This window comes from Rossellomorea sp. FS2 (assembly GCF_047915635.1).
Lineage (GTDB): Bacteria > Bacillota > Bacilli > Bacillales > Bacillaceae_B > Rossellomorea > Rossellomorea marisflavi_A.
Map to the genome: position 1 here is coordinate 768,571 of NZ_JBLRVS010000001.1, position 22,803 is coordinate 791,373.

Below are 22,803 nucleotides of genomic sequence, written 5' to 3' on the forward strand. Positions count from 1 at the left end.
TGTGGTATACTGTATTCATCGAATTTGATGAAAAGTGGTGTTCAGTTTGGAATCAAGACAAGAGCATATATTATTAGTGGACGGAATGGCGCTTTTATTCCGTTCCTTTTTTGCAACGGCCGTCAGCGGTCAGTTCATGGTGAATTCACAAGGGCTGCCGACAAACGGCGTGCAGGGATTCATGAAGCATCTCTTCATGGCAGCAGAACACGCTGATCCGACGCATATCATCATCTGCTGGGACATGGGGAGCAAAACGTTCAGGAACGAAGTGTATGAGGACTATAAATCGAATCGGAATGCCCCGCCGGTGGAGCTCATTCCCCAGTTCGATCTTGCCAAAGAAGTAGCCGGCCGATTCAATCTTTCAAACGTAGGAGTCTCGGGTTATGAAGCGGATGACTGCATCGGGACCCTTGCAAAGGAATACAAGGTTGAACGGAAGGTTTCGGTCGTCAGCGGTGATCAGGACCTTCTGCAACTACTCGACGATGGCATTGAAATCATGCTCCTTCAAAAAGGATTCGGGAACTATAAAACGTATACGAAGAACGGGTTTGTAGAAGAAAAGGGTATCACGCCCCAACAGTTCATCGACGTGAAGGCCCTCATGGGTGACACGAGTGACGGCTATCCCGGAGTCAAGGGGATTGGGGAAAAGACAGCCATGAAACTCATCCAGGAGCACGGGGATATCGAAGGCATCCTTCAAAACCTGTCTTCCTTGACACCTTCCCAGAAGAAAAAAATCGAAGCCGACCTGGATATGCTTCACCTGTCAAGGAAATTGGCGGAAATCCACTGTGAGGTTCCACTGGATGTGAAGCTTTCAGAATGTGTATGGAACCAAGTATCCTCAGAACATCTCGATGTAGTGGAGGAAATGGAGCTGAAGGTGCTCAGACGATACCTCCTGGGATCTAATGTCATGCTTCCTGCTTCCGGATGAAAGGAAACCATCCTTAAGGGCACACTATCCTCAAAGGAGGGGATGGCATGAACAAAGGAATAATCACCGCTTTACTGAGCATCATCGTGGCACAGGGGCTCAAGATTCCGCTCCATTACCTTAAATCGGGCAAATGGAAGGCAGGGGTGTTCTTCCAGACCGGCGGGATGCCGAGCTCCCATAGCGCCGGGGTCGCATCTCTTGCGACATTCATTGCCCTGAAGAGAGGATTCAGGACGATGGATTTTGCCCTGGCATTCATTTTCGGTCTCATCGTCATGTATGATGCCCAGGGAATCAGGAGACAGACGGGTGAACTCACCTTAAAGGTGAACAGCTTGAATGATCTGGTCCAGAAAGCAAACGAACATGAAGGGGTCCCCTTTGAGGAGAAGCAGCCGAAACGCTTGAAGGAGATGCTTGGACATCAGCCGGAAGAAGTGATAGGCGGGGCGGTCCTCGGAGTGATCACAGGTTTATTCTCCCATAGGATCGGGGGAAATCGGAAAAGCAGATAACGCTTCAGTAGGGTGAGGGGAAACGTGAAAAAAACAACAGAGGATTTTCTGATTGATCTGGAAAACAGGGGTTTTAAATTTCAAGAAGATGCCATCGGTTTCATCTACTTCGGCAAACAATATACAGGTGCATCTGATGAGGTCGTCAACAGCGCCATTGAAATTACCCTGAAGGCCCAGAAGGCATTCGACAGCAGCTTTTATATGTCCATCCTTGAAAGGCTCCATACGCAGAGGATATCTTCCAGGAAGGAAGCTCTGAAGTGGATGGATGCACAGGGACTGGCATGAAAAAAAGGAAGGCCGAATGGCTTCCTTTTTCTTTTAGTTCAAGCGGATGGCTTTTCGTGCGAGATCATCTGCTGCCTTATTCTCCTTGCTTGGAATCCATTTGCAAAAGAAGAGATCCAGCTTATCGATTTCTTTAAGGATGGCTGCAAGGATCGGTTTGTATTCGGAATGACGGACAAAACGCTTCTCGATCGCCTGGATCACGGCTTGTGAATCGCTGCGAAGCCATACGATGTCAGGCTTTTCTCCGGTACAATACTCGAGCGCTTTCAGGCAGGCGGTGAACTCGGCCGAGTGGTTATCCATCGTACCCAAGGGTAAAGAAAAAGTGGTGATCTTTCCGTTTTCTTTTATGAAGATACCTGCACCGCTCGGGCCAGGGTTGCCTGCGCTCGCACCATCGATGTTCACTTCGATCATACACATTCACCTCCTCCCTACCTTATATCAGGGCAGGGACGGAGTCAATCACCTAACCAAGGAGTGTTGAAACGTGGATATGCGCATCCGATTTACGTATAAGACAAAAACAAAATCATCCGTATGGTTTGAATCCAGCCCTTTCCCAAGAAAGGAGACCCTTATCCATGTGGATGATCTCATGAAGACCGGAAGGGTGCTTGACCTTGAAATCATCGATGAAATGGGATCATCCTGGACGAGGAAGGAATTCATCAAACTGAATGAAGAACTGGAAAAGGAGCCGGAAAACATCAGGCTTTACTTTGACGGGGGCTTTGATAAAGAATCCTCCATGACAGGAATCGGGATCGTCATTTATTATGAAAAGGGCGGTGAAGCCTTCCGGATCCGGAGGAATGATCTGCTGGATTCGCTTGAAAACAATAATGAAGCGGAATATGCAGCTCTTCATTATGCCCTTTCAATCCTTCAGGAATTGGGGGTCAAGAACCAGCCTTGCGATATTTACGGGGACTCCCAGGTAGTGCTGAATCAGCTCGGTGGAGAGTGGCCATGCTATGAAGCCGGTCTGGCAAAATGGCTGGAGAGGACTGAAGCCCTTATCAAAAAAAGCAGGCTCAAAACCTCTCTGCACGTGATCGGCCGGAAAGATAATAAGGAAGCCGATAAGCTTGCCAATCAGGCTCTTGAGGGAACCAGGGTGGAAAGCCACAAAAGTCTGGAATAAAGAAGCACGGATCATTATATCCTATAAAAGATTACGAACATGGAACGCGGAGGTGAAACCGGGACGTGGACCGCAAACAACTGATTGATAAGGTGGATGAGCTGTCGGATGCTTATTGCAAGGGTTGCCTCTTGAAGGCACATTTCCGCAAGGAATATGGCAAAACCCATGCCCACCGTTTTTGCATAGAAGAATGCACAGTAGGAAGGGAAATCCGACGCTACGGGGAAAGATTGGGATAAGAAAAAGGCATCGATCCGGAGGATCGATGCCTTTTTCATTTATGGGTGGTTATGGATTATAATTTTACAACGTTTGCTGCTTGTGGTCCGCGATTTCCTTCAACGATATCGAAAGAAACGTCTTGACCTTCTTCAAGTGACTTGAATCCGTCACCTTGAATAGCAGAGAAGTGTACGAATACGTCGTCTCCACCTTCAACTTCGATGAAACCGAAACCTTTTTCGTTGTTGAACCATTTTACTTTACCATTCTGCATAATCTAAATCCTCCTAAGTCGTTCAAGCACATTGAGTGCCGTGGGAAATATTTATCACGAAATGCTGATATTCCCGCTTTTGCAAGCGCCTACTAATCGATCACTTCAATGATGTCTTTACTATACAATATGACGTTTTTCGAGTCAACATCAGGAGGTGGTTTTTGAGTAAATTTTACAAATCCTTTAAAAAACAGGATTGACAATAGGGAGGTTCCATTTTAAAATTTGCACAAGGGAAACTTTTATAGATATAGTTAAAATAAATAAACATGAGCAAAAATAGTGGCAAAGAGTAAAAGTATTGAATATGGTAAGTGGAGAGAAAGGGAGGAATGGTCGAATGAAACGGAGGTTCATGGTTACCACGGTGCTGGCATTTGCCCTGATGATGGGCGGCTGTGCTCAGAAGAGTGGAACGGATGAGAGTGGAAAGGTGAAGGTGACGGCGACGATCGGTCAGATCGGGGATGCCGTCAAACAGGTCGGTGGGGACCATGTGGAGGTACAAACGTTGATGGGACCAGGAGTCGACCCCCATCTTTACAAAGCGAAACAGTCGGATATCGGAAAGCTTCAGGAAGCAGATCTTATCTTTTATAGCGGACTTCATCTTGAAGGGAAGATGCTCGAAGTGCTTGAAAAGGTGAACGAAACGAAGCCTGCGTACGCCATTTCCGAAAGCATTCCAAAAGAACGCCTTCGTGCGGATGAAGCAAGTGCAGCGGCTGTGGATCCCCACGTGTGGTTCGATATCGATCTCTGGAAGATCGCTGTCGCGGAGGTAAGGGATGGATTAATCAAGGAGGATCCTACCCATGAAGAGGAGTACAGGGAAAATACAGAAGCCTACTTCGACAGGCTGGATGAATTGAAGGAATATGCTGAAGGGGAAATCGGCTCGATCCCCGAAGAGCAGCGCGTCTTGGTGACGGCACATGATGCTTTTCACTATTTCGGTGATGCCTATGACATGGAAGTGATGGGACTCCAAGGCTTGAGTACGGATGCCGAGTTCGGCTTAGGCGATGTTCAGGGGCTTGTTGAGATCCTTGCCGAAAGGGAGATCAAGGCCGTGTTCGTCGAGTCGAGCATCTCGGAGAAATCAATTACAGCCGTGATGGAGGGCGTCAGAAAGAAGGGGAAAGACATCGAGCTCGGCGGTGAGCTTTATTCCGATGCCATGGGAAAAGAGGGGACGGAAACAGGAACCTATATAGGGATGTATAAGCATAATGTGGACACAATCGTGAAAGCGTTGAAATAGGGGGAAGAGAAGATGACGTCGATAAAAGTGAATGGTTTGACGGTGGCCTACCATCGAAAGCCGGTATTGTCCGATGTAACGTTTGAATTGCCAAAGGGAGTGATCATCGGGATATTGGGGCCAAACGGGGCGGGCAAGACGACATTGATGAAAGCGATCCTCGGCCTTGTCCAGCGCTCCACCGGAGAGGTGAGTGTCCTGGGTGAACCGTATTCCCCTAAGTCCAATAAGGTAGGATACGTACCGCAGAGGGGGACGGTCGATTGGGACTTTCCGACGGATGCCCTTGATGTCGTGCGGATGGGGAGATACCGGCACACCGGCTGGTTTCGCCTTCCATCCAGGAAGGATACCGTGATTGCACTGGATTGCTTGAAACAGGTAGGCATGGAGGAATTCGCCGGAAGACAGATCAGCCAGCTTTCGGGAGGACAGCAGCAAAGGGTCTTCCTGGCCAGGGCACTGGCGCAGGATACCGAAGTCTATTTCATGGATGAACCTTTTGCAGGAGTCGATGCTGCAACGGAAAAATCCATCATCGCCCTGTTGACCGAACTGAAGGATCAGGGCAAGACGGTCTTGGTGGTGCATCATGATCTTCAGACGGTCACCGATTATTTTGATTGGACCCTTCTGCTCAATCGCAGGGTGATTGGGTGCGGACCGACAGAGCAAGTCTTCACGATGGAGAATTTAAGAAGTACGTATGGCGGAAAACTCGCCTTTTTGGATAAGATCGGGAGCCGGTGAAGGAGGAAGTGTGAAATGGAATGGTTAAGCATCTTGAAGGACGGCAATACCCAGTGGGTCCTCCTGAGCACCCTCTTGCTCGGGATCGCAAGCGGGGTGATGGGGAGTTTCGCCCTTCTGAGGAAACAGAGCCTCATAGGAGATGCCGTAGCCCACAGTGCGCTACCGGGCATATGTCTCGCCTTCATGATCATGGGGGAGAAGGACTTTTTCGGACTACTGGTGGGAGCGGCTGTCACGGGACTGATTGCGGCCTACTTGATCCAGGCTGTCACACGCACGTCCAAGATCAAGGAAGATACGGCCATCTGTCTCTTTCTTTCAGTCTTTTTTGGCCTGGGGATCGTCCTCTTGACCAAAGTGGCCCAGATGCCGAGCGGGAATCAAAGCGGCCTTGATCACTTCATCTTCGGTCAGGCAGCCTCCCTGGTGGGCAAGGATGTCTGGTTGATGGGGGGGACGGCCTTCGTCATGATCCTGGTGATCACCGTCCTTTTCAAAGAGTTCAAGCTGGTTACGTTCGATGCCCAGTTTGCCAAAGGGATCGGACTGCCGGTCCAGCGTCTGAACTTCTTGTTCTTGTCGCTCCTCGTCATCACGGTCATCGTCGGCATCCAGGCAGTAGGTGTGATCCTGATGGCGGCATTATTGATTACACCTGCCATTTCTGCACGATACTGGACGGATTCCCTGCATCGGATGGTCGTCATCGCTGGTGCCTTCGGTGGCATATCCGGTGTCGTCGGAACCATCATCAGCGCAACAGGGAAGGGGCTTTCCACTGGTCCGTTCATCGTCTTGACAGCGAGTTCGATCTTTGTGATATCCATCCTGTTCGCACCATCAAAAGGGATGATCTCAAAAGGAATGGAACGGAGAAGGAATGATAAGATCCTCCTCGGACGGAGCCTGTTGAAGGCATGCCTTGCCGGACAATGGGAAATGTCAGAGATGCACGTGCGTCTGGGGACCAATGAGCGAAAGATGCATGATGCCATACACCATTGTAAGCTTTCCGGATGGATTAACATTGAAGAGGAGACGATCGGGCTGACCGAAGAAGGGCGTCTCCAAGCCACCCACATCCTTTACACGGATGAACTCCGTGAGCTGAAGGAGATGTATCCTGCAGAAATGGCATCTTATGAAGAAGGTTGGTTGGAAGAAGCTGCACATCAGGCGCCTTCCGATGAGAGCCTGATGGTGTTGATCCAGGAAAGAAAAGACATATACAACCGCCATCCCTACATGCTGAAAGGAGTAAGAGGACAATGACATATGAGCTTTGGATCCTGCTTACCGGTGCTTTGGTCGGGGTGACCTGTGGAATGATGGGGTGTTTCCTCATCTTGAGGAAGATGGCGATGCTTGCCGACGCAATCAGTCACACGGTTCTTCTCGGCTTGGTGCTTGCCTTCTTAATCAGTCAGTCCTTGAACGGCGGCATCATGCTCATCGGGGCGGCCGCCGCCGGTCTGTTCACCACATATTTGATACAGGTGCTGAATGCGAAGGGCATACAGGAGGATGCCTCGATCGGTGTGGTATTCACCACCCTCTTCGCGATCGGTGTCATTCTGATTTCCTTGTTCGCACAGAATGTCCATCTGGACGTGGAACACGCCCTGATGGGGGAGATTGCTTTCATCCCGTGGGATACGGTGATGCTGCCCGTGCTTGGAGAGGTGCCTAAATCGGTAGTGATGCTTACAGCCGTTCTGCTCCTCGATATTGTCGTGGTCCTTCTGCTTTTCAAGGAGTTCAAACTGACATCATTCGATCCGGGTATGGCGGCAGCCATGGGCTTTCCCATCCTCCTCCTTCATTATGTCATGATGACCCTTGTTTCCGTTACGACCGTATCGGCATTTGACAGCGTGGGGGCGATCCTGGTGGTGGCCATGCTCATCGCACCTGGGGCCACGGCCTATTTATGGACCGACCGCTACCTGAGGATGATTTTATTGAGTGTAATCATCGGCATATTCGATAGCATCGCCGGTTACTATGCAGCCAAATGGCTGGATGTATCCATCTCAGGGAGCATGGCAGTCGTCGCCGGTTTGGTTTTCCTCTTGACCTGGATCCTGTCACCCCGCCATGGGCTGATGGCACGATTTTCCGTTTTGAGGGCGGGCAGGGGATAAGCGCGGGTTGTATTCATCCAATTCTTATAGTAAACTTTTAATGATATTGAAGGGAATTTGGAGGGTACAGAATGCCTACACCAAGCATGGAAGATTATATAGAACAAATTTATTTGCTGATTGAGAATAAAGGATACGCAAGAGTATCGGATATTGCCGAGGCATTGTCCGTCCATCCCTCCTCAGTAACCAAAATGGTGCAGAAGCTAGATAAGGATGACTACCTCGTTTATGAGAAATACCGTGGGCTCGTTCTGACTCCCAAAGGGAATAAAGTTGGAAAACGTTTAGTGTATAGACATGAACTGCTGGAGCAATTCCTGACCGTCATCGGCGTGAAGGACGAACATATCTATGAAGACGTGGAGGGGATCGAGCATCACCTCAGCTGGGATTCCATCGATCGGATCGGAGATCTCGTACAGTATTTTGAAGAAGACAAAAAGCGGGTGGAAGAGCTCCGCGTCATACAAAATCGAAGCGAATAATAAATCATAAAGGGAAGGGCTGATCGATATTCAGCCCTTCCCTTTTTAGTTGGAATCAAAAGATGGAAGGATACTGGTCGAACTGATCATCCAGGTCTGCATCACCGCCGAGGGGGAACCGGAGTGTGCCCTCATTCGCCTCCATCACGGCTTTCCTGTATGAAATGATGCGGCCAGATGAGGTCTCGAAGTTGATGATCCCGCCTGCTTGATTCCGCTGTACTGCGACGATCTGTTCCATGAGGATTCCTCCTGTTTCATAAAGGTTCGTATGTTAGTATGGACTGAAATGACCAGATTCATAACTTGCTTTCGGAGGAAGGTTTTTACCCCCTTTTTCGCGAATGGAGGGAGAGAGAATCAGGGAAAGGATGGATCGATATGGAAGATTGGGCAAAGGCAGCACAGGAAAAATGGGAGGGGAATGCGGGAAGCTGGCATTCCAGAAGCGAAGAGATGTGGCTGACAGGCAGCAGGAAACAGATTTTGCCTTTCGTGGAGAAGCATGTTAAGAAAGCTTCTCACATAGGGGATCTCGGCTGTGGTGACGGGGCCGGTTCCCATCTGTTGCGGCAAGCGGGCTACGAAGTGACAGGAATGGATTTTTCAAACAATATGATCGATCTTGCGAAGCGATACGAAGAGGAAGATCTTCGTTTCGTCCAGGGTGATCTGACGTCCATGCCCTTCCATGATCATGCATTCAATGGTGTGATGGCCATCAATTCCATCGAGTGGGTGGAAGATCCACTCAAGGCGCTTAAAGAGGTGGAACGGGTAGTGGCCCCCGGGGGGTACATCGTAATCGGGCTCCTCGGTCCGACGGCACATCCAAGGGAGAATGCTTTTCCCCGATTGACGGGCGGGAAAGCGGTGTGCAATACCATGATGCCATGGGAGCTCGTGAAACTTTCAAACGAGCTTGGATGGGAGGCTGTGGATGAAGAATGGGTATTCAAGAAAGGTGTGAAAGGGGACATTGTCACAGGACTCGATCATGAGCTGAAGCAGGCACTGTCATTCATGACGCTGTTCATGTTTACATCATCCGGCTGAATCATGATAGAATAATGGAATGATTCTATCTTTCATGAGTAGGTGACACATATATGACAACGACGAAACAAGTGAAATCCGATATTACCATCGCACAGGAAGCCGAGCTACATCCGATCTTGGACATCGCTGCATCCATCGGCCTTGCAGAGGATGAAGTCGAGCTTTACGGCAGGTTCAAAGGCAAAATCACCTTTGACGCGATCGAAAAACGCAAGGGGGCGTCTGAAGGAAAGGTAATTCTGGTCACATCCATCAATCCGACCCCTGCGGGTGAGGGGAAATCCACGGTGACAGTAGGACTTGGGGATGCCCTGACCCGTCTGGGGAAACAGTCCATCATCGCCATGAGGGAGCCTTCACTCGGCCCCACGATGGGTATCAAAGGAGGGGCAGCTGGAGGTGGATATGCCCAGGTCGTCCCGATGGAAGACATCAATCTCCATTTCACTGGGGACATCCATGCCATCACATCTGCCAATAATGCCCTGGCCGCCCTCCTCGATAATCATATCCATCAAGGAAACGAGCTCGGGATCGACCCGCGGAGAATCGTATGGAAGCGTGCGCTTGATATGAATGACCGGGCCCTGCGGCATACAGTCATCGGTCTCGGAGGGCCGGTTCAAGGTGTACCGCGTGAAGAAGGTTTTGATATCACAGTGGCTTCCGAAATCATGGCCGTCCTGTGTCTGTCAAACAGCCTGGATGAACTGAAAGACAGGCTTGCCGGCATGGTCATCGCCTATGGATATGACCGTAAGCCCGTCTACGTCAGAGACCTTGGGGTAGAGGGGGCTCTTACCCTCCTGTTGAAGGATGCCCTTAAACCAAATCTGGTACAGACCATCGAGCACACTCCTGCACTGGTGCATGGTGGTCCTTTCGCCAATATCGCCCATGGGTGCAACAGTGTCATGGCCACGCGTACAGCCATGAAGCTCGGCGACTATGTTGTGACGGAATCGGGCTTCGGAGCGGATCTCGGTGCCGAGAAGTTCCTGAATATCAAGAGCAGGGCGGCAGGCATTGCCCCTTCCGCCGTTGTATTAGTTGCCACCATACGCGCCCTGAAGATGCACGGAGGGGTCAATAAGATGGAACTGGCAACGGAAAATACAAAGGCACTAGAAGTGGGTCTGGCCAATCTCGAGAAGCATATGGAAACTCTCGAGGCATTCGAGGTACCTTATGTAGTGGCCATCAACCGGTTCATCACCGATAGTGAAACTGAAATCACCCTGTTGAAGAAGTGGTGTGAAGACCGTGGTGTGTCTGTTGCCCTTACCGATGTTTGGGCCAACGGCGGCGAAGGGGGACTGGAGCTTGCCGAAAAAGTCCTATCAGAAATCGAGACGAACAAAAAAGTCTTGAAGCCGATCTATGAGCTGACCGATTCAATTTCCGAAAAGATCGAAAAAATTGCCATGACGGTCTATGGTGCCGAGGGAGTCGACTTTTCCCCGAAGGCATTTAAACAGATCGAGCAATTCGAATCAGAAGGATGGGGAGGCCATCCTGTATGTATGGCGAAGACTCAATATTCACTGTCTGATGATCCTGTTAAACTTGGCCGCCCATCTGGATTCAGAATTACGATCAGGGAATTGAAGCCAAAGATCGGTGCTGGATTCATCGTCGCCCTGACCGGTGACGTCATGACGATGCCTGGCCTGCCGAAATCACCGGCGGCCAATCAAATGGACGTGGCTTCCGATGGCAGGGCCATCGGCCTGTTTTAACGAGAGGAGGGGGAGAGATGTTCGACCCTACGGCATTTGATAATTTGAAGGTGGTACTGGAAGGTGCCGTCTATGACTTCGATCTCGGCGGGGAAATCGACATCGTTGATCGCAAGGATCTCTTCGATTTCGCCCATTATGAGAGAAAGTATCAGATACAGTATCGGTTGAAAGGAACACAGGGAGCGTCTGTCCGTCTGGAACTGAAGGCCGATGCCGGTCACTTCTTGGCTGAACGGAATGGTTTTGTCAGGGGGAATCGTGCAGGTGCCGTTATAGCGTTCACCTACCTGGGCGATGAATCCCTCCTGTCATCCCGTAACGCTCTGGAAGAGTTTTGGGGGCAAGGAACCTCATGGGAATGGCTCACCATCTCTTCATCACATGGGGAGACCCGGGTGGAAGGCATCCTCACATTCTTCAGGGTCATTACAGAGGAAATGGTCGATGATGTGATTGAAATGGTGGCTCATTCCATCGAATCGCTTCTGAAATAAAAGGAATTCACATATAGTAGGGAAAAAGGGGGTCGTCCAGATGAAAGTGGCCTGGGTGACAGACAGCACAGCATTTGTGGGGGATGGCATTGAAGACTTCCATGTGGTTCCCATGCATATCAGCTTTGGGGATCGTGAATATTTGGATGGAGTAGACCTGACGCTGGAAGGGTTATACGAAAAGCTGGAGGAGGAACGGGTGGCCGGCAAGACCTCCCAGCCGTCCATCGGGACATTTGCCTCTTTGTATGAGGAATTGGCTAAAGATCATGATGCCATCTTCTCAGTACATGTTTCATCCCATTTCAGCGGCACGTATGCTTCGGCGGTCCAGGCGGCGGATCTGATGAAAGAGGATTTCCCAGCCATCTACTGCGTGGATTCCAAGATCCTATCCTATCCTCTGACGGATCTCATCCGTTATGGGCAGGACCTTGACCGGGAGGGTGTCTCGCATGAAGAGATCAAAACCCGCCTTGAAGAAAGGGCTGCACAGTCAAGGACGTTTGTGATGGTGGGAAGTCTTGAACAGCTTCATAGGAGCGGAAGGATGAGCGGCCTCAGTTTTTTTCTCGGAAGCATGCTTCACATCAAACCTCTTCTCAGCATCCGTGACGGGAAGCTTTCCGTCGATCAACGGGTAAGGAATCACCGGAAGGGCCTTGCCCTTATGAAAGAACGGCTCTCTGCTTCCAATGTCAGGGAGGCATTCATCCTCTATGGATTGAACAGGGAGGAAGCCAACAAGTGGATGGAGGAACTCAGGGAGGAATTTCCCAAGATTCACTTCTCTCCCTATCCCCTTGCTGCCGTTATCGGGATTCATGCGGGCTCGGATACACTTGGGATCAGCTGGTACGAGGAAATTGGGAGCGGAAAGGCTTAAGCCTTCCGCTCTTTTTCTTCAAATGGGAAGGGGAAATTGGTACAATGGGGTGAAAGGTGTGAGGGTTTTGAATAAGCTTGATCTGATGGAAGAGATGCGCCGGACGTATGGTCTCGACCCTGGTGGTCATGACTGGCATCATCTTGAGCGCGTGAGGAAGCTCGCTTTATACATAGCAGAAGAAGACCAAATCGGAGATCGAGACGTCTTAGAGTGGGCGGCGATCCTCCACGACGTGGCCGACGAAAAGCTCAATCCGACACTCGGTGAAGGAACAAGGAAGCTTGAGGGGTGGCTCCTTCAGTTGCCTGTTACAATAGAGACCTTGGAGACGATCCGGGAAGTGATACACTCCATGGGGTTCAAAGGTGGAAGCACCGATGACCCCGTATTACCTGAAGCAAAGGTGCTCAGGGATGCAGACCGTCTTGATGCCATGGGTGCAATCGGCATTTCAAGGGTTTTCGCCTATGGAGGGTGGAAGGGCCAACCCATCCATCTTCCCGATCTTCCCGTCAGGGAGCGAATGACGAACGATGAATACAGGAATGGTCCTTCCACAAGCATCAATCATTTCCATGAGAAACTCTTCAAGTTGAAAGACCTAATGCTGACACCGACGGGAAAACGCCTCGCAGAAGAGCGCCATGCAGTCATGAAAGACTTCATCAGGCAATTCACTATAGAATGGAATGGTCCACAATGAGAATGATTACAGGAGAACACCTGTCGAAAACATATGGGGAGAAGACGATCTTCAATGCGATCTCCTTCTCCATTGCAGAAAGGGAGCGCGTCGGCCTCATCGGCGTCAATGGAACGGGTAAGTCGAGTCTGTTGAAACTGATTGCCGGCATAGAAGAAGGTGATTCAGGCGAAATCATGAAGCCGAATGACTACAGGATCGCGTATCTTCCTCAAGATCCATCCTTCGATCCTGATCTGTCGGTCCTTCAGCAGATCTTCAAAGGGGAGGCCGCTGTGATGAAGGCCATGAGGAGATACGAATCGGCCCTCCTCCAAATGGAAAACGGCTATGAAAATGAAGGGATCCAGTCTGAATTCATGAACGCACAGAAAGAGATGGATAATCTGAATGCCTGGGAAGCGAGTGCAGAAGCAAAAGCGATTCTGACCAAGCTCGGCATCACCGAGTTCTCCAAGCGCATGGGGGAATTATCCGGTGGGCAGAAGAAGCGTGTCGCACTAGCCGGAGTGCTAATCGAGACCCCGGACCTTCTCATTTTGGACGAGCCGACGAACCATCTCGACTATCAGTCCATCAAATGGCTGGAAGATTACCTGGGCAGATACAATGGATCGGTCCTGTTGGTTACACATGACCGCTATTTCCTTGACGCGGTCACGAATCGCATCTTTGAACTGGATGGCGGGAAGCTGTTCCATTATAAAGGGAACTATGCCGACTTCATCGAAGCCAAAGCCGTCCGGGAAGAAAATGAACGGCAACAGTCAATCAAGCAGAACAACCTCTACCGCCGTGAGCTTGCCTGGATGAGGAGGGGCGCAAAGGCCCGTTCCACCAAGCAAAAAGCACGCATCCAGCGCTTTGATGAACTGGAGGATGCGAAGGGATCAGGCACTAGGAATCAGGAGATGGAGGTTTCCATCGGCGGTGACCGCCTCGGGAAGCAGGTATTCGAATTGAAGGATGCTGTGAAGACCTTCCAGGGGAATGTCATCCTTGACGGATACAACCGGCTCATCAAGCCCAAGGACCGGATCGGGATTGTCGGGAAAAACGGCAGCGGCAAGTCCACGCTCCTGAACATCCTTGCCGGCCGCGAGGAATTGACCTCCGGTGAACTTATGACCGGTCAGACCGTAAAGATTGCCTATTATACGCAAGAACATGAAGAACTTGATGAAAACATGAGGATGATCGAATATCTCAGGGAGTCTGGGGAGTACGTGACCACCGATAAGGGTGAGCAGATTTCAGTCACATCCATGCTCGAGCGGTTCCTGTTCCCGATGAGCACCCATGGGACCCTGATACGGAAGCTTTCCGGTGGAGAGAAGAGGAGACTGTTCCTTTTGAGGCTCCTCATGGGGAAACCCAATGTCCTGCTTCTGGATGAGCCGACGAATGACCTTGATACGGAAACATTGACGGTCCTAGAGGATTATATCCATGAATTTACCGGCGTGGTCATCACCGTATCACATGATCGCTATTTCCTTGACAAGACGGCAAGAGAGCTCTTGATCTTCAACGGGCAGGGAAGCATCGATTCCTATATAGGGGAATATACCGAATACCTTGAACGATCTCAGCAGGCAGCCGTCAAACCCCAGGCCACGAAGAAGGAACCGGCTCCCCAGGCAGTTCAGAAAGAAAAAAAACGCCTGTCCTATATGGAGAAGAGGGAATGGGATGAGCTGGAAGACAAGATGGCGGACATCGAATCAAGGATCGAACAGGTCAATGTGGAACTTCAGGGAATCGGCAGTGATTTCACGAAAGCACAACAGCTTATGGACGAGAGTGCCAAGCTCAACGAACAGCTAGAACACCTTATCGAGCGCTGGAGCTATCTGTCCGAATTCGCCGAGTAGGACCGATCATTTAGCGGAAAGCACACGTTATGATAAAATGAGGAAAAGATCTTGAGAAAGGGGAGCATACAGTGAGGATACTCTCGATCGAACCGACTCCGAGTCCGAATACGATGAAGGTTCTTCTCGACGAAGAATTGAAGGCGGGCCGGAGCAATAATTATAAAAAGGACCAGGCGGACGGGGCACCTCCCGTCATCAAAACCATCCTTTCCATAGAAGGGATCAAAGGGGTCTATCATGTCGCGGATTTCCTTGCCGTTGAACGGAATGCCAAATATGACTGGCAGTCCCTTCTATCAGAAGTAAGACAGGCTTTTGGTGAAGAAGGAGCCCAGTCGGAATCGGGGGAAATGGAAGAACATTTCGGAGAGGTCAATGTGTCCGTACAGATGTTCAAAGGAATCCCGATGCAGGTCAAGCTGACGGACGGGGAAGCTGAAAAACGCTTCTCTCTTCCGGAAGCCTATATCGAGGCCATCGGTCAGGCCCAAAAAGAAGGGGACAATGTCGTCCTGCTCCGGAAATGGAAGGACTATGGTGTCCGGTACGGTGACCTGGAGGAAATCGGGGCCCAGGTAATCGATGAACTACAGGCCGCCTTCCCTGAAAGACGCCTGAAGGAACTGGTCGAGCAGGCTGGTGATACCACCATCCCCGAGCCGAGGAAAAGACGTAAGCTCACTCTTGCTGATCTTGAGGAAGCGGATTGGAAAATTCGCTATGAGCGGCTTGATGCAATGGAAGATCCGACAGTTGAAGACCTTCCCCTCCTGGAAAAGGCACTGGACGATGAGAAAGTGTCGATCCGCAGGCTTGCCGTCGTCTATGCAGGGATGATCGAGGACGAAAAAGTCCTTCCCCTTTTATATAAAGGACTGGAGGACTCATCTGTGTCCGTCAGGCGCACGGCGGGCGATTGTCTTTCGGATCTCGGATTCACCCAGGCAATTCCGGTCATGACACTCGCCCTCAAAGATAAGAGCAAGCTGGTCCGTTGGCGTGCCGCCATGTATCTGTATGAAGTCGGTGATGAGAGCGCACTCGGTGGACTGAAGGATGCAGAACATGATCCAGAGTTCGAAGTAAGGCTGCAGGTGAAGATGGCCATCGAGAGGATTGAAGGCGGAGAAGAAGCCAAAGGATCCGTTTGGAAGCAAATGACCGAAGCCCGTTCACAAAAAGACTAGAAAGGATGATGACATTATGTCAATGGCATATGAAGAATATATGAGGCAGCTTGTACAGCCTATGAGACAAGAGCTGACTGGAGCAGGATTCAAAGAATTGAAGGATGAAGAGGAAGTAGAAACCTTTATGGAAGCAGCGGAAGGAACGACCCTCGTTGTCGTGAATTCGGTTTGCGGATGTGCAGCAGGACTTGCCCGTCCGGCTGCGACGCAATCGGTATTGAATGACAAGGCACCGGATCATCTTGTCACGGTATTTGCAGGACAGGACAAAGAAGCGACGGTGAAGATGCGCGAATACTTCAAGGGCTATGAGCCGTCCTCTCCTTCCATGGCACTCCTGAAAGGAAAGGAAGTCGTCCATTTCATCCCTCGTGAAGAAATCGAAGACCATGATATCGGCAGCATCATCTCCAATTTGACGGGTGCGTTCGAGCAACACTGCTAAAAGGCAGCGGATGGCATTTGGCCATCCGTCCTTTTTTATGTAGAGACTTTATCAGGAAAACAGGTGAATCAAATGGAAGAGATGTTCGTTACAACCTCTGGCAGGGCCGATGAATCCGTCAAGTTGAGGGCTAAAACCCTTGCAGAGGAGTTCCAGATCCCCTATATTGAACGGAAGAAAAGGTCCATCGCCAATTATATGAGCCTCCATCAGGCAGACTGTCTGGTCCTGGGGAAAGAGCGGGATGAGCTTCATCGGAGGGGTGAGCAGCCTTTCTTCTTCCATCCGAACTCCGCTTCATTCCGGATCAAAAGAGTCCTTAGGGGAGAATCCGATCCGTTCATTGAAGCGGCAGGATTGAAAAAGGGAATGACCATGCTCGACTGCACATTGGGCCTCGCATCCGATAGCATCATCGCGAGCGCGGTGGTCGGCCGGACCGGATCTGTAACGGGAGTCGAAGCCAATCCGTATGTCGCCCATATCCTCAAACGTGGAATGAAGGAGTGGGTATCCCCACTGCCTGAGCTCAATGATGCCATGAGGAGGGTCAAGGTGATCGATGGTCTGTCACAGTCCTTCTTGAAGGAACTGCCGGATGACTCCTTCGACGTTGTCTACTTCGATCCCATGTTTGAAGAAGGCTTGACCGATTCCCAAGGTATCAACCCGATCCGGAGCTGGGCCCATTATGAACGGCTCACCCATGAAACGGTGGAGGAAGCAAAACGGGTGGCGAAAAGGAGGGTGCTCTTGAAAGAACATTTCCGTTCGACTTTGTTCGATGAACACCACTTCAAGGTCCTGATCAGACCTTCATCGAAATTTCACTATGGCTTTATCGATCTGCCATGACGGAATGGAAAAAAAGGGACCCGGAAGCCAATGCTTCCGGGTCCTTTTTTACTCAATCGGTAACGGCCAATACGCAAAAATATCCTAACAATAGTAAAAAACCAATGCTGATCATCAAGCCAGTATCCATCTTTTTCTCTCCTTTACACATACTTCTAATCCTATACTACCACATCGGGAGCATGTTATCCTCGGAAAATGAAAGCTTTTTCACCACTTTTTCAGAAAAGATAGTATAATGATAGATAATCAGTCTGTGACCCGTTCATCCTGCGGGCACGATCATCCAATAAAAAAACAAAATGACCCTACCAACGACGATATACGCTACCAAAAAAGAAAGGACGTTCCCTATGTCGATCTGGATCAAAAAATCGTTTTTCATCCTATTATCCATCCTGACATTCGGTCTGGTTTCCCCGACCCAGCCATTCCTGAATGAGGACAATCACGCCCTTGCAAAAGGCAACGGAAAATCATCCACCTTCGAATCGAGTACGGAAGATCCTGTGGAAGAAGAAGGGACCCTTTCAAGGGAGGCCTTCCTGGAAACCATAATGGCTCAGGCTGAACTTCATTCTTATGAAAAATTCGGCACGAAAATCAAGCCTGTGATCGAAGATGAATTCAGATCGGTCGTGCTTCCGAATCTTGAAAAAGCCATTGCAAGGACCGCTACTGATTTTCCTGATGAAGACTTGAGCTCACTTGTCATTTCAGAGGTGCCGGAATACGTCAAGACGGAGAAAATCTTTCACATTTACGACAGCCGTACCGGAAAAGACGTGATCCGGTTTCATGTAAGGAAGGATCACCCGCCAAAAGACGGATATTATTTCAACTTCCACTATCATACTGCACATGATCAATTCATGGCCCATCATGATCTTGGAAGCATCTATTGGAATAAGAATATGCCTCCGCAGTGGAGGAGCCTTTCATAATAGGAAGTTGCGCGATGCACGATGATCGCGCTTTTTTTATATGTGTTTTCACGTTGAAACCCATATACATGCTTGAAAATGGATCCTCCGTGACAGGGATGACAATGGTATAGGTCCGGGGGGGGCATCGCGAAGGCGGGTGTGGGTAAAAGAATTGTATGCGTAAGTCACTACTTCCATTTCCCTTTGACGGAACGAGGGAGGGTGGATGTTTATTGGAGGAGAATGGGATGCAAATGCCGGTGCATATTGTTGCTGCTGCGGGTTTTGTTGAGAATGCGAAAGATGAGATTCTGTTAGTGAAAACCCGTCGTGATGGTCAGTGGGTGTTTCCGGGAGGTCAGATAGAGGTCGGGGAAAACCTGATCGACGGAGTGGTAAGAGAAATGAAAGAAGAAAGCGGGATGGATGTGATGGTTTCCCATTTGGTTGGCGTTTTTTCGAATACAGCCACGTATGAGGGACATAGCGGGGTGAAGATCGTCCCTACTAAAGTGATGTTTGATTTTGTTTGCAAACCCCTGGGCGGTGAATTCACCACATCGGATGAAACATCAGAGGCACGCTGGGTCGATAAAGGGGAAGTGATGAACTTGATATCCACCCCGGCCCTTCGTACGCGCTATCAGACTTATGTAGATTTTGAGGGCAGCGTTCAGTATATGGACTATGTAACCAAGCCTGAATTTAAAGTGAAATCCAAGAGAAGGATATAAGCGGGGCCCGTCCTCCGATCCCCGACTCTTATTCATAGGTAAAGAAATCGGGTGGGGAACTTCAGTATGCTGAAGGATCACATACACGGGATATGGAATTCATACAATGATATATTCCTTGATCCCTGCTGAAACCGGATGATAGAGGTCCATGTTAACTCAAGTGATTTTCCGGACGAATAAAACGGTATCTTGGCGTGCTTCTTTACCCGATCCCTTTGCAAGCATTGTGGGGGGAAGAGCAATCATGTACACTATTGATAAAGTGTCGCTGATCGTCATCATATGATATTCTCGTTCTTTCTGGTAAAATAGTCTTTTGCAGCTATGGACCGGTCAAGATGACGAAGGCCAATCAATAAGATATGAAGGTGATCACAGATGAAACAATATTTAGATTTATGCAGGCATGTACTTGATAATGGTACGGAAAAAGGGGACAGGACTGGTACGGGTACGATCAGTACCTTCGGCTATCAGATGAGATTCGATCTTCAGGAAGGGTTTCCTCTCGTTACAACGAAGAAGCTTCACGTCAAATCGATCATCCATGAACTTCTCTGGTTCCTGAATGGGGATACCAATGTGAAATATCTGCAGGACAACGGGGTAAGGATCTGGAATGAGTGGGCCGATGAAAACGGCGAGCTTGGACCGGTCTATGGCCATCAGTGGAGATCCTGGCCTGGAAAAGATGGGGAAACGATCGATCAGATCAAAAACCTCATCACCACCATCAAGAATAATCCAGACTCCAGACGAATGATCGTCAGTGCTTGGAACGTAGCAGATGTAGATTCCATGGCCCTACCGCCGTGCCATTGTTTGTTCCAATTCTACATCTCGGATGGCAAGCTGTCCTGTCAGCTCTACCAGCGGTCTGCCGATGTCTTCCTCGGTGTCCCGTTCAACATTGCATCGTATGCCCTCCTTACCATGATGGTGGCTCAGGTATGCGATCTCGAACCGGGTGAATTCGTGCATACATTCGGCGATGTTCATATCTATCAGAACCATGTGGAACAGGTGAACCTGCAGCTGACAAGGGAGCCACGTCCTCTTCCGAAGCTCGAGATCAATCCTGACGTGAAGGATATCTTCGGATTCCGGTTTGAAGATTTCACCTTGAGCGGGTATGATCCGCATCCCCATATCAAAGGAGTCGTGTCTGTATGATTTCATTTATCTGGGCAATGGATGAAAACGGGTTGATCGGCAAGGACAATGCCCTGCCTTGGCGCATACCGGAAGATCTTAAGTTCTTCAAGCGGACGACACTGGGTCATCCGGTAGTGATGGGAAGGAAGACATTCGAATCGTTCGGCAAGCCGCTGCCTGGAAGGGAGAATGTGATCCTGACGAGGAATGCTTCTTTCACCCATGATGAATGCACGGTCTTCCATCACGTGGAAGAGGTCTTGGCATTTGCTGATAAACAGCAGGGGGAGACGTTCATCATCGGTGGAAGCAACGTGTACGAGCAGTTCCTGCCCTATGCGGATAAACTCTATGTGACCACGATCCACCACGCCTTCGAAGGTGATACCCATATGGCAGAAGTCCCTTGGGATGATTTCACCCTTGTAGAATCGGAAAAGGGATTGAAAGACGAAAAAAATCCCTATGATTATGAGTTCAAGATCTTCATACGTAAATGAAAAAAGCAGTCAGCCCCAATTGTGGGCTGACTGCTTTTTTTGCAGTGCACTCATACGTAGAACAGGATGCAGAAGTACATGAAGCTGCTGCCTGCCAGTACGAACAGATGCCAAATGGCATGATTGTAAGGAATCTTCTTCCACACGTAGAAGACGGCTCCGACAGAATAGAGGATACCGCCCGTAAGCAACAGATCGAATCCCGCAGGAGTGAGACTTGCATAAAGAGGCTTGATGGCCGCAAGCACGAGCCACCCCATGACAAGGTAGAAGAGGGTCGATACGATTTGAAATCGGTCCACGAAGTAACACTTGAAGATGATTCCGACGATGGCAAGCCCCCATACAATCCCGAATAATGTCCAACCAAGGGCACTTCTCACGCTCACGAGCATAAGGGGTGTGTAAGTGCCGGCGATGAGCACATAGATGGCTGAATGATCCAGGACAGCGAAAACATTCTTTGCCTTAGAGGGTTTAAAGCTGTGAAGGAGAGTGGAGAAGAGATAGAGAAGGATCATGGATGCACCAAATATGGAGAAGCTGACCACGTGCCAAGCCGAACCTTTATCCACGGCGAAAACAACCAGCATGATGAGCGCTGGGATACTCATAATCAAGCCGATTCCATGGGTGATGGCGTTGGCTATCTCTTCCTTCCAGTTTGAAAAATCGAAATCATAGGTCAATCAAAAACATCCTTTCTGAATGGGATTGTCCCTCCATGATAAATCTCTTGGGGAGCGAATGCAAACTTTATCACATTAAAGGGATGGGGAGATAAATTTTTTACCAGTGTAGGTTTTGACATATTCTGCAGTGGGAATTGAGGTATAATAGGAGTACAGACGGGCATAAAAGAGGATTGATACTTTGCTGACAAAAACCATTGAGTTCAAAACAAAGTATGGACAGAAGATTAAGGTCCACGGGATCCCGGTCATGAGAAATGATCACCCCCACTGGTTCACAGTGAATATGAGGCTGCGGCTTTATCTGGGCAGCCTGCATAAGCAGGGACCAGGGACCTACAGTTTCAGGGAATACTTGAAGAGAACGTTGAAATGGTCGGAATTCGAAAAGATTTATCAATCAGAAGAGCTGAAGAACAACGCTTGACCGGGTAGGGTGCCGCTGCTTAGCTATAGAGCTTTGCAGTGGCACTTTATTCGTATGTGGCCGGGTGATTCGCGGCGAAGTCATGGAAGCCCGTTTTGTGTAGAAACGGTGAAATCCTTTTCATCTATTTAAATCTCAAACAAAGCACGCTATAATGAGAGGGATAAGGAAGATAGGATGTGGCTAACATGGAGAAAATCAAAATTGTAACTGATTCAACAGCAGACTTATCGGAAGACATGATCGGGGACTTGGATATACATGTGGTTCCACTTTCGATCTTCATCGAAGGGGAAACCTATTTAGATAGAGTGGATCTTTCACCTGAAATGTTCCTGGAAAAGATGAAAGCATCGGATGAACTTCCTAAAAGCTCACAGCCTTCAGCAGGGGTATTCGCAGAGCTATATGACGAGCTCGGGAAAGATGGATCGAAAGTGATTTCCATCCATATGACGGGCGGCATGAGTGGAACGGTCCGGTCCGCTGAGTCCGCTGCCGAAATTACCGAGACGGATGTAACGGTTGTCGACTCCCGGTTCATTTCGCGGGGACTCGGTTTTCAGGTGATCGAGGCGGCGAGGCTTGCCAAAGAAGGAAAAGGTGTGGAGGACATCCTGGAGGCCATTACGGAAATCCGGGAGAAGACACAGCTTTATGTGGTAGTGGACACGCTCGAGAACCTCGTCAAGGGTGGGCGTATCGGAAAGGGGAAAGCCATGATCGGCTCCCTGCTGAACATCAAGCCGATTGCTTCCCTTGCAGGCGGAGAATATACTCCCGTCGCAAAAGTCAGGAGTCACACCCAGGTCGTGAAATTCCTTGTGCAACAGTTCATGGAGGATGTGAAGGGCAAAACGATCAAAGGTGTCGGGCTCTGTCATGCCGATGGATTGGCCCTTGCCCAGAACCTTAAATCAAAAATTGCCGAAAAGACCGGATATGATCAATTCGATATCGGCGTCACCACACCGATCATCAGCACCCACACGGGGATCGGGGCAATCGGCTTCACTTATTATACGGATTGATCAAAAAGGGACGAAAGCCCAG

29 protein-coding genes are annotated in these 22,803 nt (G+C 49.6%); 25 read left to right on the forward strand and 4 right to left on the reverse strand.

The features are described from left to right. The first annotated feature begins 46 nt into the window (after positions 1-46). Genes ACNA6I_RS04090 through ACNA6I_RS04100 form a run of 3 tightly spaced genes read left to right on the forward strand, consistent with a single transcriptional unit; the run spans position 47 to position 1,758 of the window. Positions 47-949: a 5'-3' exonuclease gene (locus tag ACNA6I_RS04090; RefSeq protein ID WP_159129766.1), complete on the forward strand. Its 903-nt coding sequence runs from the start codon at positions 47-49 to the stop codon at positions 947-949. Between the two features lie 47 nt (positions 950-996). Beyond that, positions 997-1,467 (forward strand): divergent PAP2 family protein, encoded by a 471-nt coding sequence (locus ACNA6I_RS04095; protein ID WP_048014095.1) that lies wholly within the window; start codon positions 997-999, stop codon positions 1,465-1,467. A gap of 24 nt (positions 1,468-1,491) precedes the next feature. Then, on the forward strand, positions 1,492-1,758 hold the full coding sequence (locus ACNA6I_RS04100) for a DUF6123 family protein (protein ID WP_048005838.1): 267 nt from the start codon (positions 1,492-1,494) through the stop codon (positions 1,756-1,758). 33 nt (positions 1,759-1,791) lie between these two features. On the opposite strand, the gene ACNA6I_RS04105 is transcribed toward ACNA6I_RS04100, so the two are convergent. Continuing rightward, positions 1,792-2,178, reverse strand: a complete 387-nt coding sequence (locus ACNA6I_RS04105; RefSeq protein WP_048005837.1) for a reverse transcriptase-like protein — start codon at positions 2,176-2,178, stop codon at positions 1,792-1,794. 79 nt (positions 2,179-2,257) lie between these two features. Here ACNA6I_RS04105 and ACNA6I_RS04110 point away from each other — a divergent pair, with 79 nt between their 5' ends. Both ACNA6I_RS04110 and ACNA6I_RS04115 read left to right on the forward strand, forming a co-directional pair. Next, complete coding sequence (locus ACNA6I_RS04110) at positions 2,258-2,908, forward strand: reverse transcriptase-like protein (RefSeq protein WP_231888759.1); 651 nt, start codon at positions 2,258-2,260, stop codon at positions 2,906-2,908. 65 nt (positions 2,909-2,973) lie between these two features. Beyond that, positions 2,974-3,150, forward strand: coding sequence for a zinc-finger domain-containing protein (locus tag ACNA6I_RS04115; RefSeq protein WP_082139311.1), 177 nt, complete (start codon positions 2,974-2,976; stop codon positions 3,148-3,150). Positions 3,151-3,206: 56 nt separating this feature from the next. On the opposite strand, the gene cspD is transcribed toward ACNA6I_RS04115, so the two are convergent. Then, on the reverse strand, positions 3,207-3,407 hold the full coding sequence (gene cspD, locus ACNA6I_RS04120) for a cold-shock protein CspD (protein WP_048005834.1): 201 nt from the start codon (positions 3,405-3,407) through the stop codon (positions 3,207-3,209). Positions 3,408-3,750: 343 nt separating this feature from the next. Between cspD and ACNA6I_RS04125 the strand changes: the two genes are divergently transcribed. The 5 genes from ACNA6I_RS04125 (at position 3,751) to mntR (ending at position 8,059) form a co-directional block, all read left to right on the forward strand. Further along, positions 3,751-4,674: a metal ABC transporter solute-binding protein, Zn/Mn family gene (locus tag ACNA6I_RS04125; RefSeq protein WP_048014097.1), complete on the forward strand. Its 924-nt coding sequence runs from the start codon at positions 3,751-3,753 to the stop codon at positions 4,672-4,674. Positions 4,675-4,686: 12 nt separating this feature from the next. After that, on the forward strand, positions 4,687-5,424 hold the full coding sequence (locus ACNA6I_RS04130) for a metal ABC transporter ATP-binding protein (RefSeq protein ID WP_048005833.1): 738 nt from the start codon (positions 4,687-4,689) through the stop codon (positions 5,422-5,424). A gap of 15 nt (positions 5,425-5,439) precedes the next feature. Next, a complete protein-coding gene (locus ACNA6I_RS04135) occupies positions 5,440-6,699 on the forward strand; it encodes a metal ABC transporter permease (RefSeq protein WP_082139310.1) in 1,260 nt (419 codons plus the stop codon). Beyond that, positions 6,696-7,571, forward strand: a complete 876-nt coding sequence (locus tag ACNA6I_RS04140) for a metal ABC transporter permease (protein WP_048005832.1) — start codon at positions 6,696-6,698, stop codon at positions 7,569-7,571. The genes ACNA6I_RS04135 and ACNA6I_RS04140 overlap by 4 nt, the downstream gene beginning before the upstream one ends. A 71-nt stretch (positions 7,572-7,642) precedes the next feature. Then, on the forward strand, positions 7,643-8,059 hold the full coding sequence (gene mntR, locus ACNA6I_RS04145; RefSeq protein ID WP_048005831.1) for a transcriptional regulator MntR: 417 nt from the start codon (positions 7,643-7,645) through the stop codon (positions 8,057-8,059). A 55-nt stretch (positions 8,060-8,114) separates the two neighbouring features. On the opposite strand, the gene ACNA6I_RS04150 is transcribed toward mntR, so the two are convergent. Next, entirely contained in the window at positions 8,115-8,300 is a 186-nt protein-coding gene (locus tag ACNA6I_RS04150; protein WP_048014098.1) for a DUF3892 domain-containing protein, read from the reverse strand. A gap of 140 nt (positions 8,301-8,440) precedes the next feature. Here ACNA6I_RS04150 and ACNA6I_RS04155 point away from each other — a divergent pair, with 140 nt between their 5' ends. The 13 genes from ACNA6I_RS04155 (at position 8,441) to ACNA6I_RS04215 (ending at position 20,631) form a co-directional block, all read left to right on the forward strand. Beyond that, positions 8,441-9,115, forward strand: a complete 675-nt coding sequence (locus ACNA6I_RS04155) for a class I SAM-dependent methyltransferase (protein WP_048005829.1) — start codon at positions 8,441-8,443, stop codon at positions 9,113-9,115. A 53-nt stretch (positions 9,116-9,168) separates the two neighbouring features. Then, complete coding sequence (locus ACNA6I_RS04160) at positions 9,169-10,857, forward strand: formate--tetrahydrofolate ligase (RefSeq protein WP_048014099.1); 1,689 nt, start codon at positions 9,169-9,171, stop codon at positions 10,855-10,857. A 17-nt stretch (positions 10,858-10,874) separates the two neighbouring features. Next, positions 10,875-11,354: a hypothetical protein gene (locus tag ACNA6I_RS04165; RefSeq protein ID WP_048005827.1), complete on the forward strand. Its 480-nt coding sequence runs from the start codon at positions 10,875-10,877 to the stop codon at positions 11,352-11,354. Between the two features lie 40 nt (positions 11,355-11,394). Then, a complete protein-coding gene (locus tag ACNA6I_RS04170) occupies positions 11,395-12,240 on the forward strand; it encodes a DegV family protein (protein ID WP_048005826.1) in 846 nt (281 codons plus the stop codon). 85 nt (positions 12,241-12,325) lie between these two features. Beyond that, positions 12,326-12,946: an HD domain-containing protein gene (locus tag ACNA6I_RS04175; protein WP_416313214.1), complete on the forward strand. Its 621-nt coding sequence runs from the start codon at positions 12,326-12,328 to the stop codon at positions 12,944-12,946. Further along, positions 12,943-14,820 carry an ABC-F family ATP-binding cassette domain-containing protein gene (locus tag ACNA6I_RS04180; protein ID WP_416312971.1) on the forward strand — a complete coding sequence of 626 codons (1,878 nt, stop codon included), beginning with the start codon at positions 12,943-12,945 and terminating at the stop codon, positions 14,818-14,820. Before ACNA6I_RS04175 ends, ACNA6I_RS04180 begins: the two co-directional genes overlap by 4 nt. A 71-nt stretch (positions 14,821-14,891) precedes the next feature. Then, positions 14,892-16,010, forward strand: a complete 1,119-nt coding sequence (locus ACNA6I_RS04185; protein WP_416312972.1) for a conserved virulence factor C family protein — start codon at positions 14,892-14,894, stop codon at positions 16,008-16,010. Positions 16,011-16,026: 16 nt separating this feature from the next. Then, a complete protein-coding gene (locus tag ACNA6I_RS04190) occupies positions 16,027-16,458 on the forward strand; it encodes a BrxA/BrxB family bacilliredoxin (RefSeq protein ID WP_048005823.1) in 432 nt (143 codons plus the stop codon). An 81-nt stretch (positions 16,459-16,539) separates the two neighbouring features. Further along, complete coding sequence (locus ACNA6I_RS04195) at positions 16,540-17,313, forward strand: class I SAM-dependent methyltransferase (RefSeq protein WP_048006364.1); 774 nt, start codon at positions 16,540-16,542, stop codon at positions 17,311-17,313. Positions 17,314-17,666: 353 nt separating this feature from the next. Beyond that, positions 17,667-18,257 (forward strand): YpjP family protein, encoded by a 591-nt coding sequence (locus ACNA6I_RS04200; protein ID WP_048014102.1) that lies wholly within the window; start codon positions 17,667-17,669, stop codon positions 18,255-18,257. A 230-nt stretch (positions 18,258-18,487) separates the two neighbouring features. Continuing rightward, positions 18,488-18,973, forward strand: a complete 486-nt coding sequence (locus ACNA6I_RS04205) for an NUDIX hydrolase (protein WP_048005821.1) — start codon at positions 18,488-18,490, stop codon at positions 18,971-18,973. Positions 18,974-19,354: 381 nt separating this feature from the next. Continuing rightward, positions 19,355-20,149, forward strand: coding sequence for a thymidylate synthase (locus tag ACNA6I_RS04210; RefSeq protein ID WP_048005820.1), 795 nt, complete (start codon positions 19,355-19,357; stop codon positions 20,147-20,149). Further along, positions 20,146-20,631 carry a dihydrofolate reductase gene (locus ACNA6I_RS04215; RefSeq protein ID WP_048005819.1) on the forward strand — a complete coding sequence of 162 codons (486 nt, stop codon included), beginning with the start codon at positions 20,146-20,148 and terminating at the stop codon, positions 20,629-20,631. Before ACNA6I_RS04210 ends, ACNA6I_RS04215 begins: the two co-directional genes overlap by 4 nt. Positions 20,632-20,681: 50 nt before the next feature. Here ACNA6I_RS04215 and trhA read toward each other — a convergent pair whose 3' ends face one another. Continuing rightward, entirely contained in the window at positions 20,682-21,320 is a 639-nt protein-coding gene (trhA, locus tag ACNA6I_RS04220) for a PAQR family membrane homeostasis protein TrhA (RefSeq protein ID WP_048005818.1), read from the reverse strand. 184 nt (positions 21,321-21,504) lie between these two features. Between trhA and ACNA6I_RS04225 the strand changes: the two genes are divergently transcribed. Then, a complete protein-coding gene (locus ACNA6I_RS04225; protein ID WP_048005817.1) occupies positions 21,505-21,750 on the forward strand; it encodes a DUF2535 family protein in 246 nt (81 codons plus the stop codon). A gap of 188 nt (positions 21,751-21,938) precedes the next feature. Then, the gene (locus tag ACNA6I_RS04230; protein ID WP_048014105.1) at positions 21,939-22,781 is read left to right on the forward strand and encodes a DegV family protein; all 843 of its coding nucleotides are present in this window, start codon (positions 21,939-21,941) and stop codon (positions 22,779-22,781) included. The last annotated feature ends 22 nt before the right edge of the window (positions 22,782-22,803 follow it).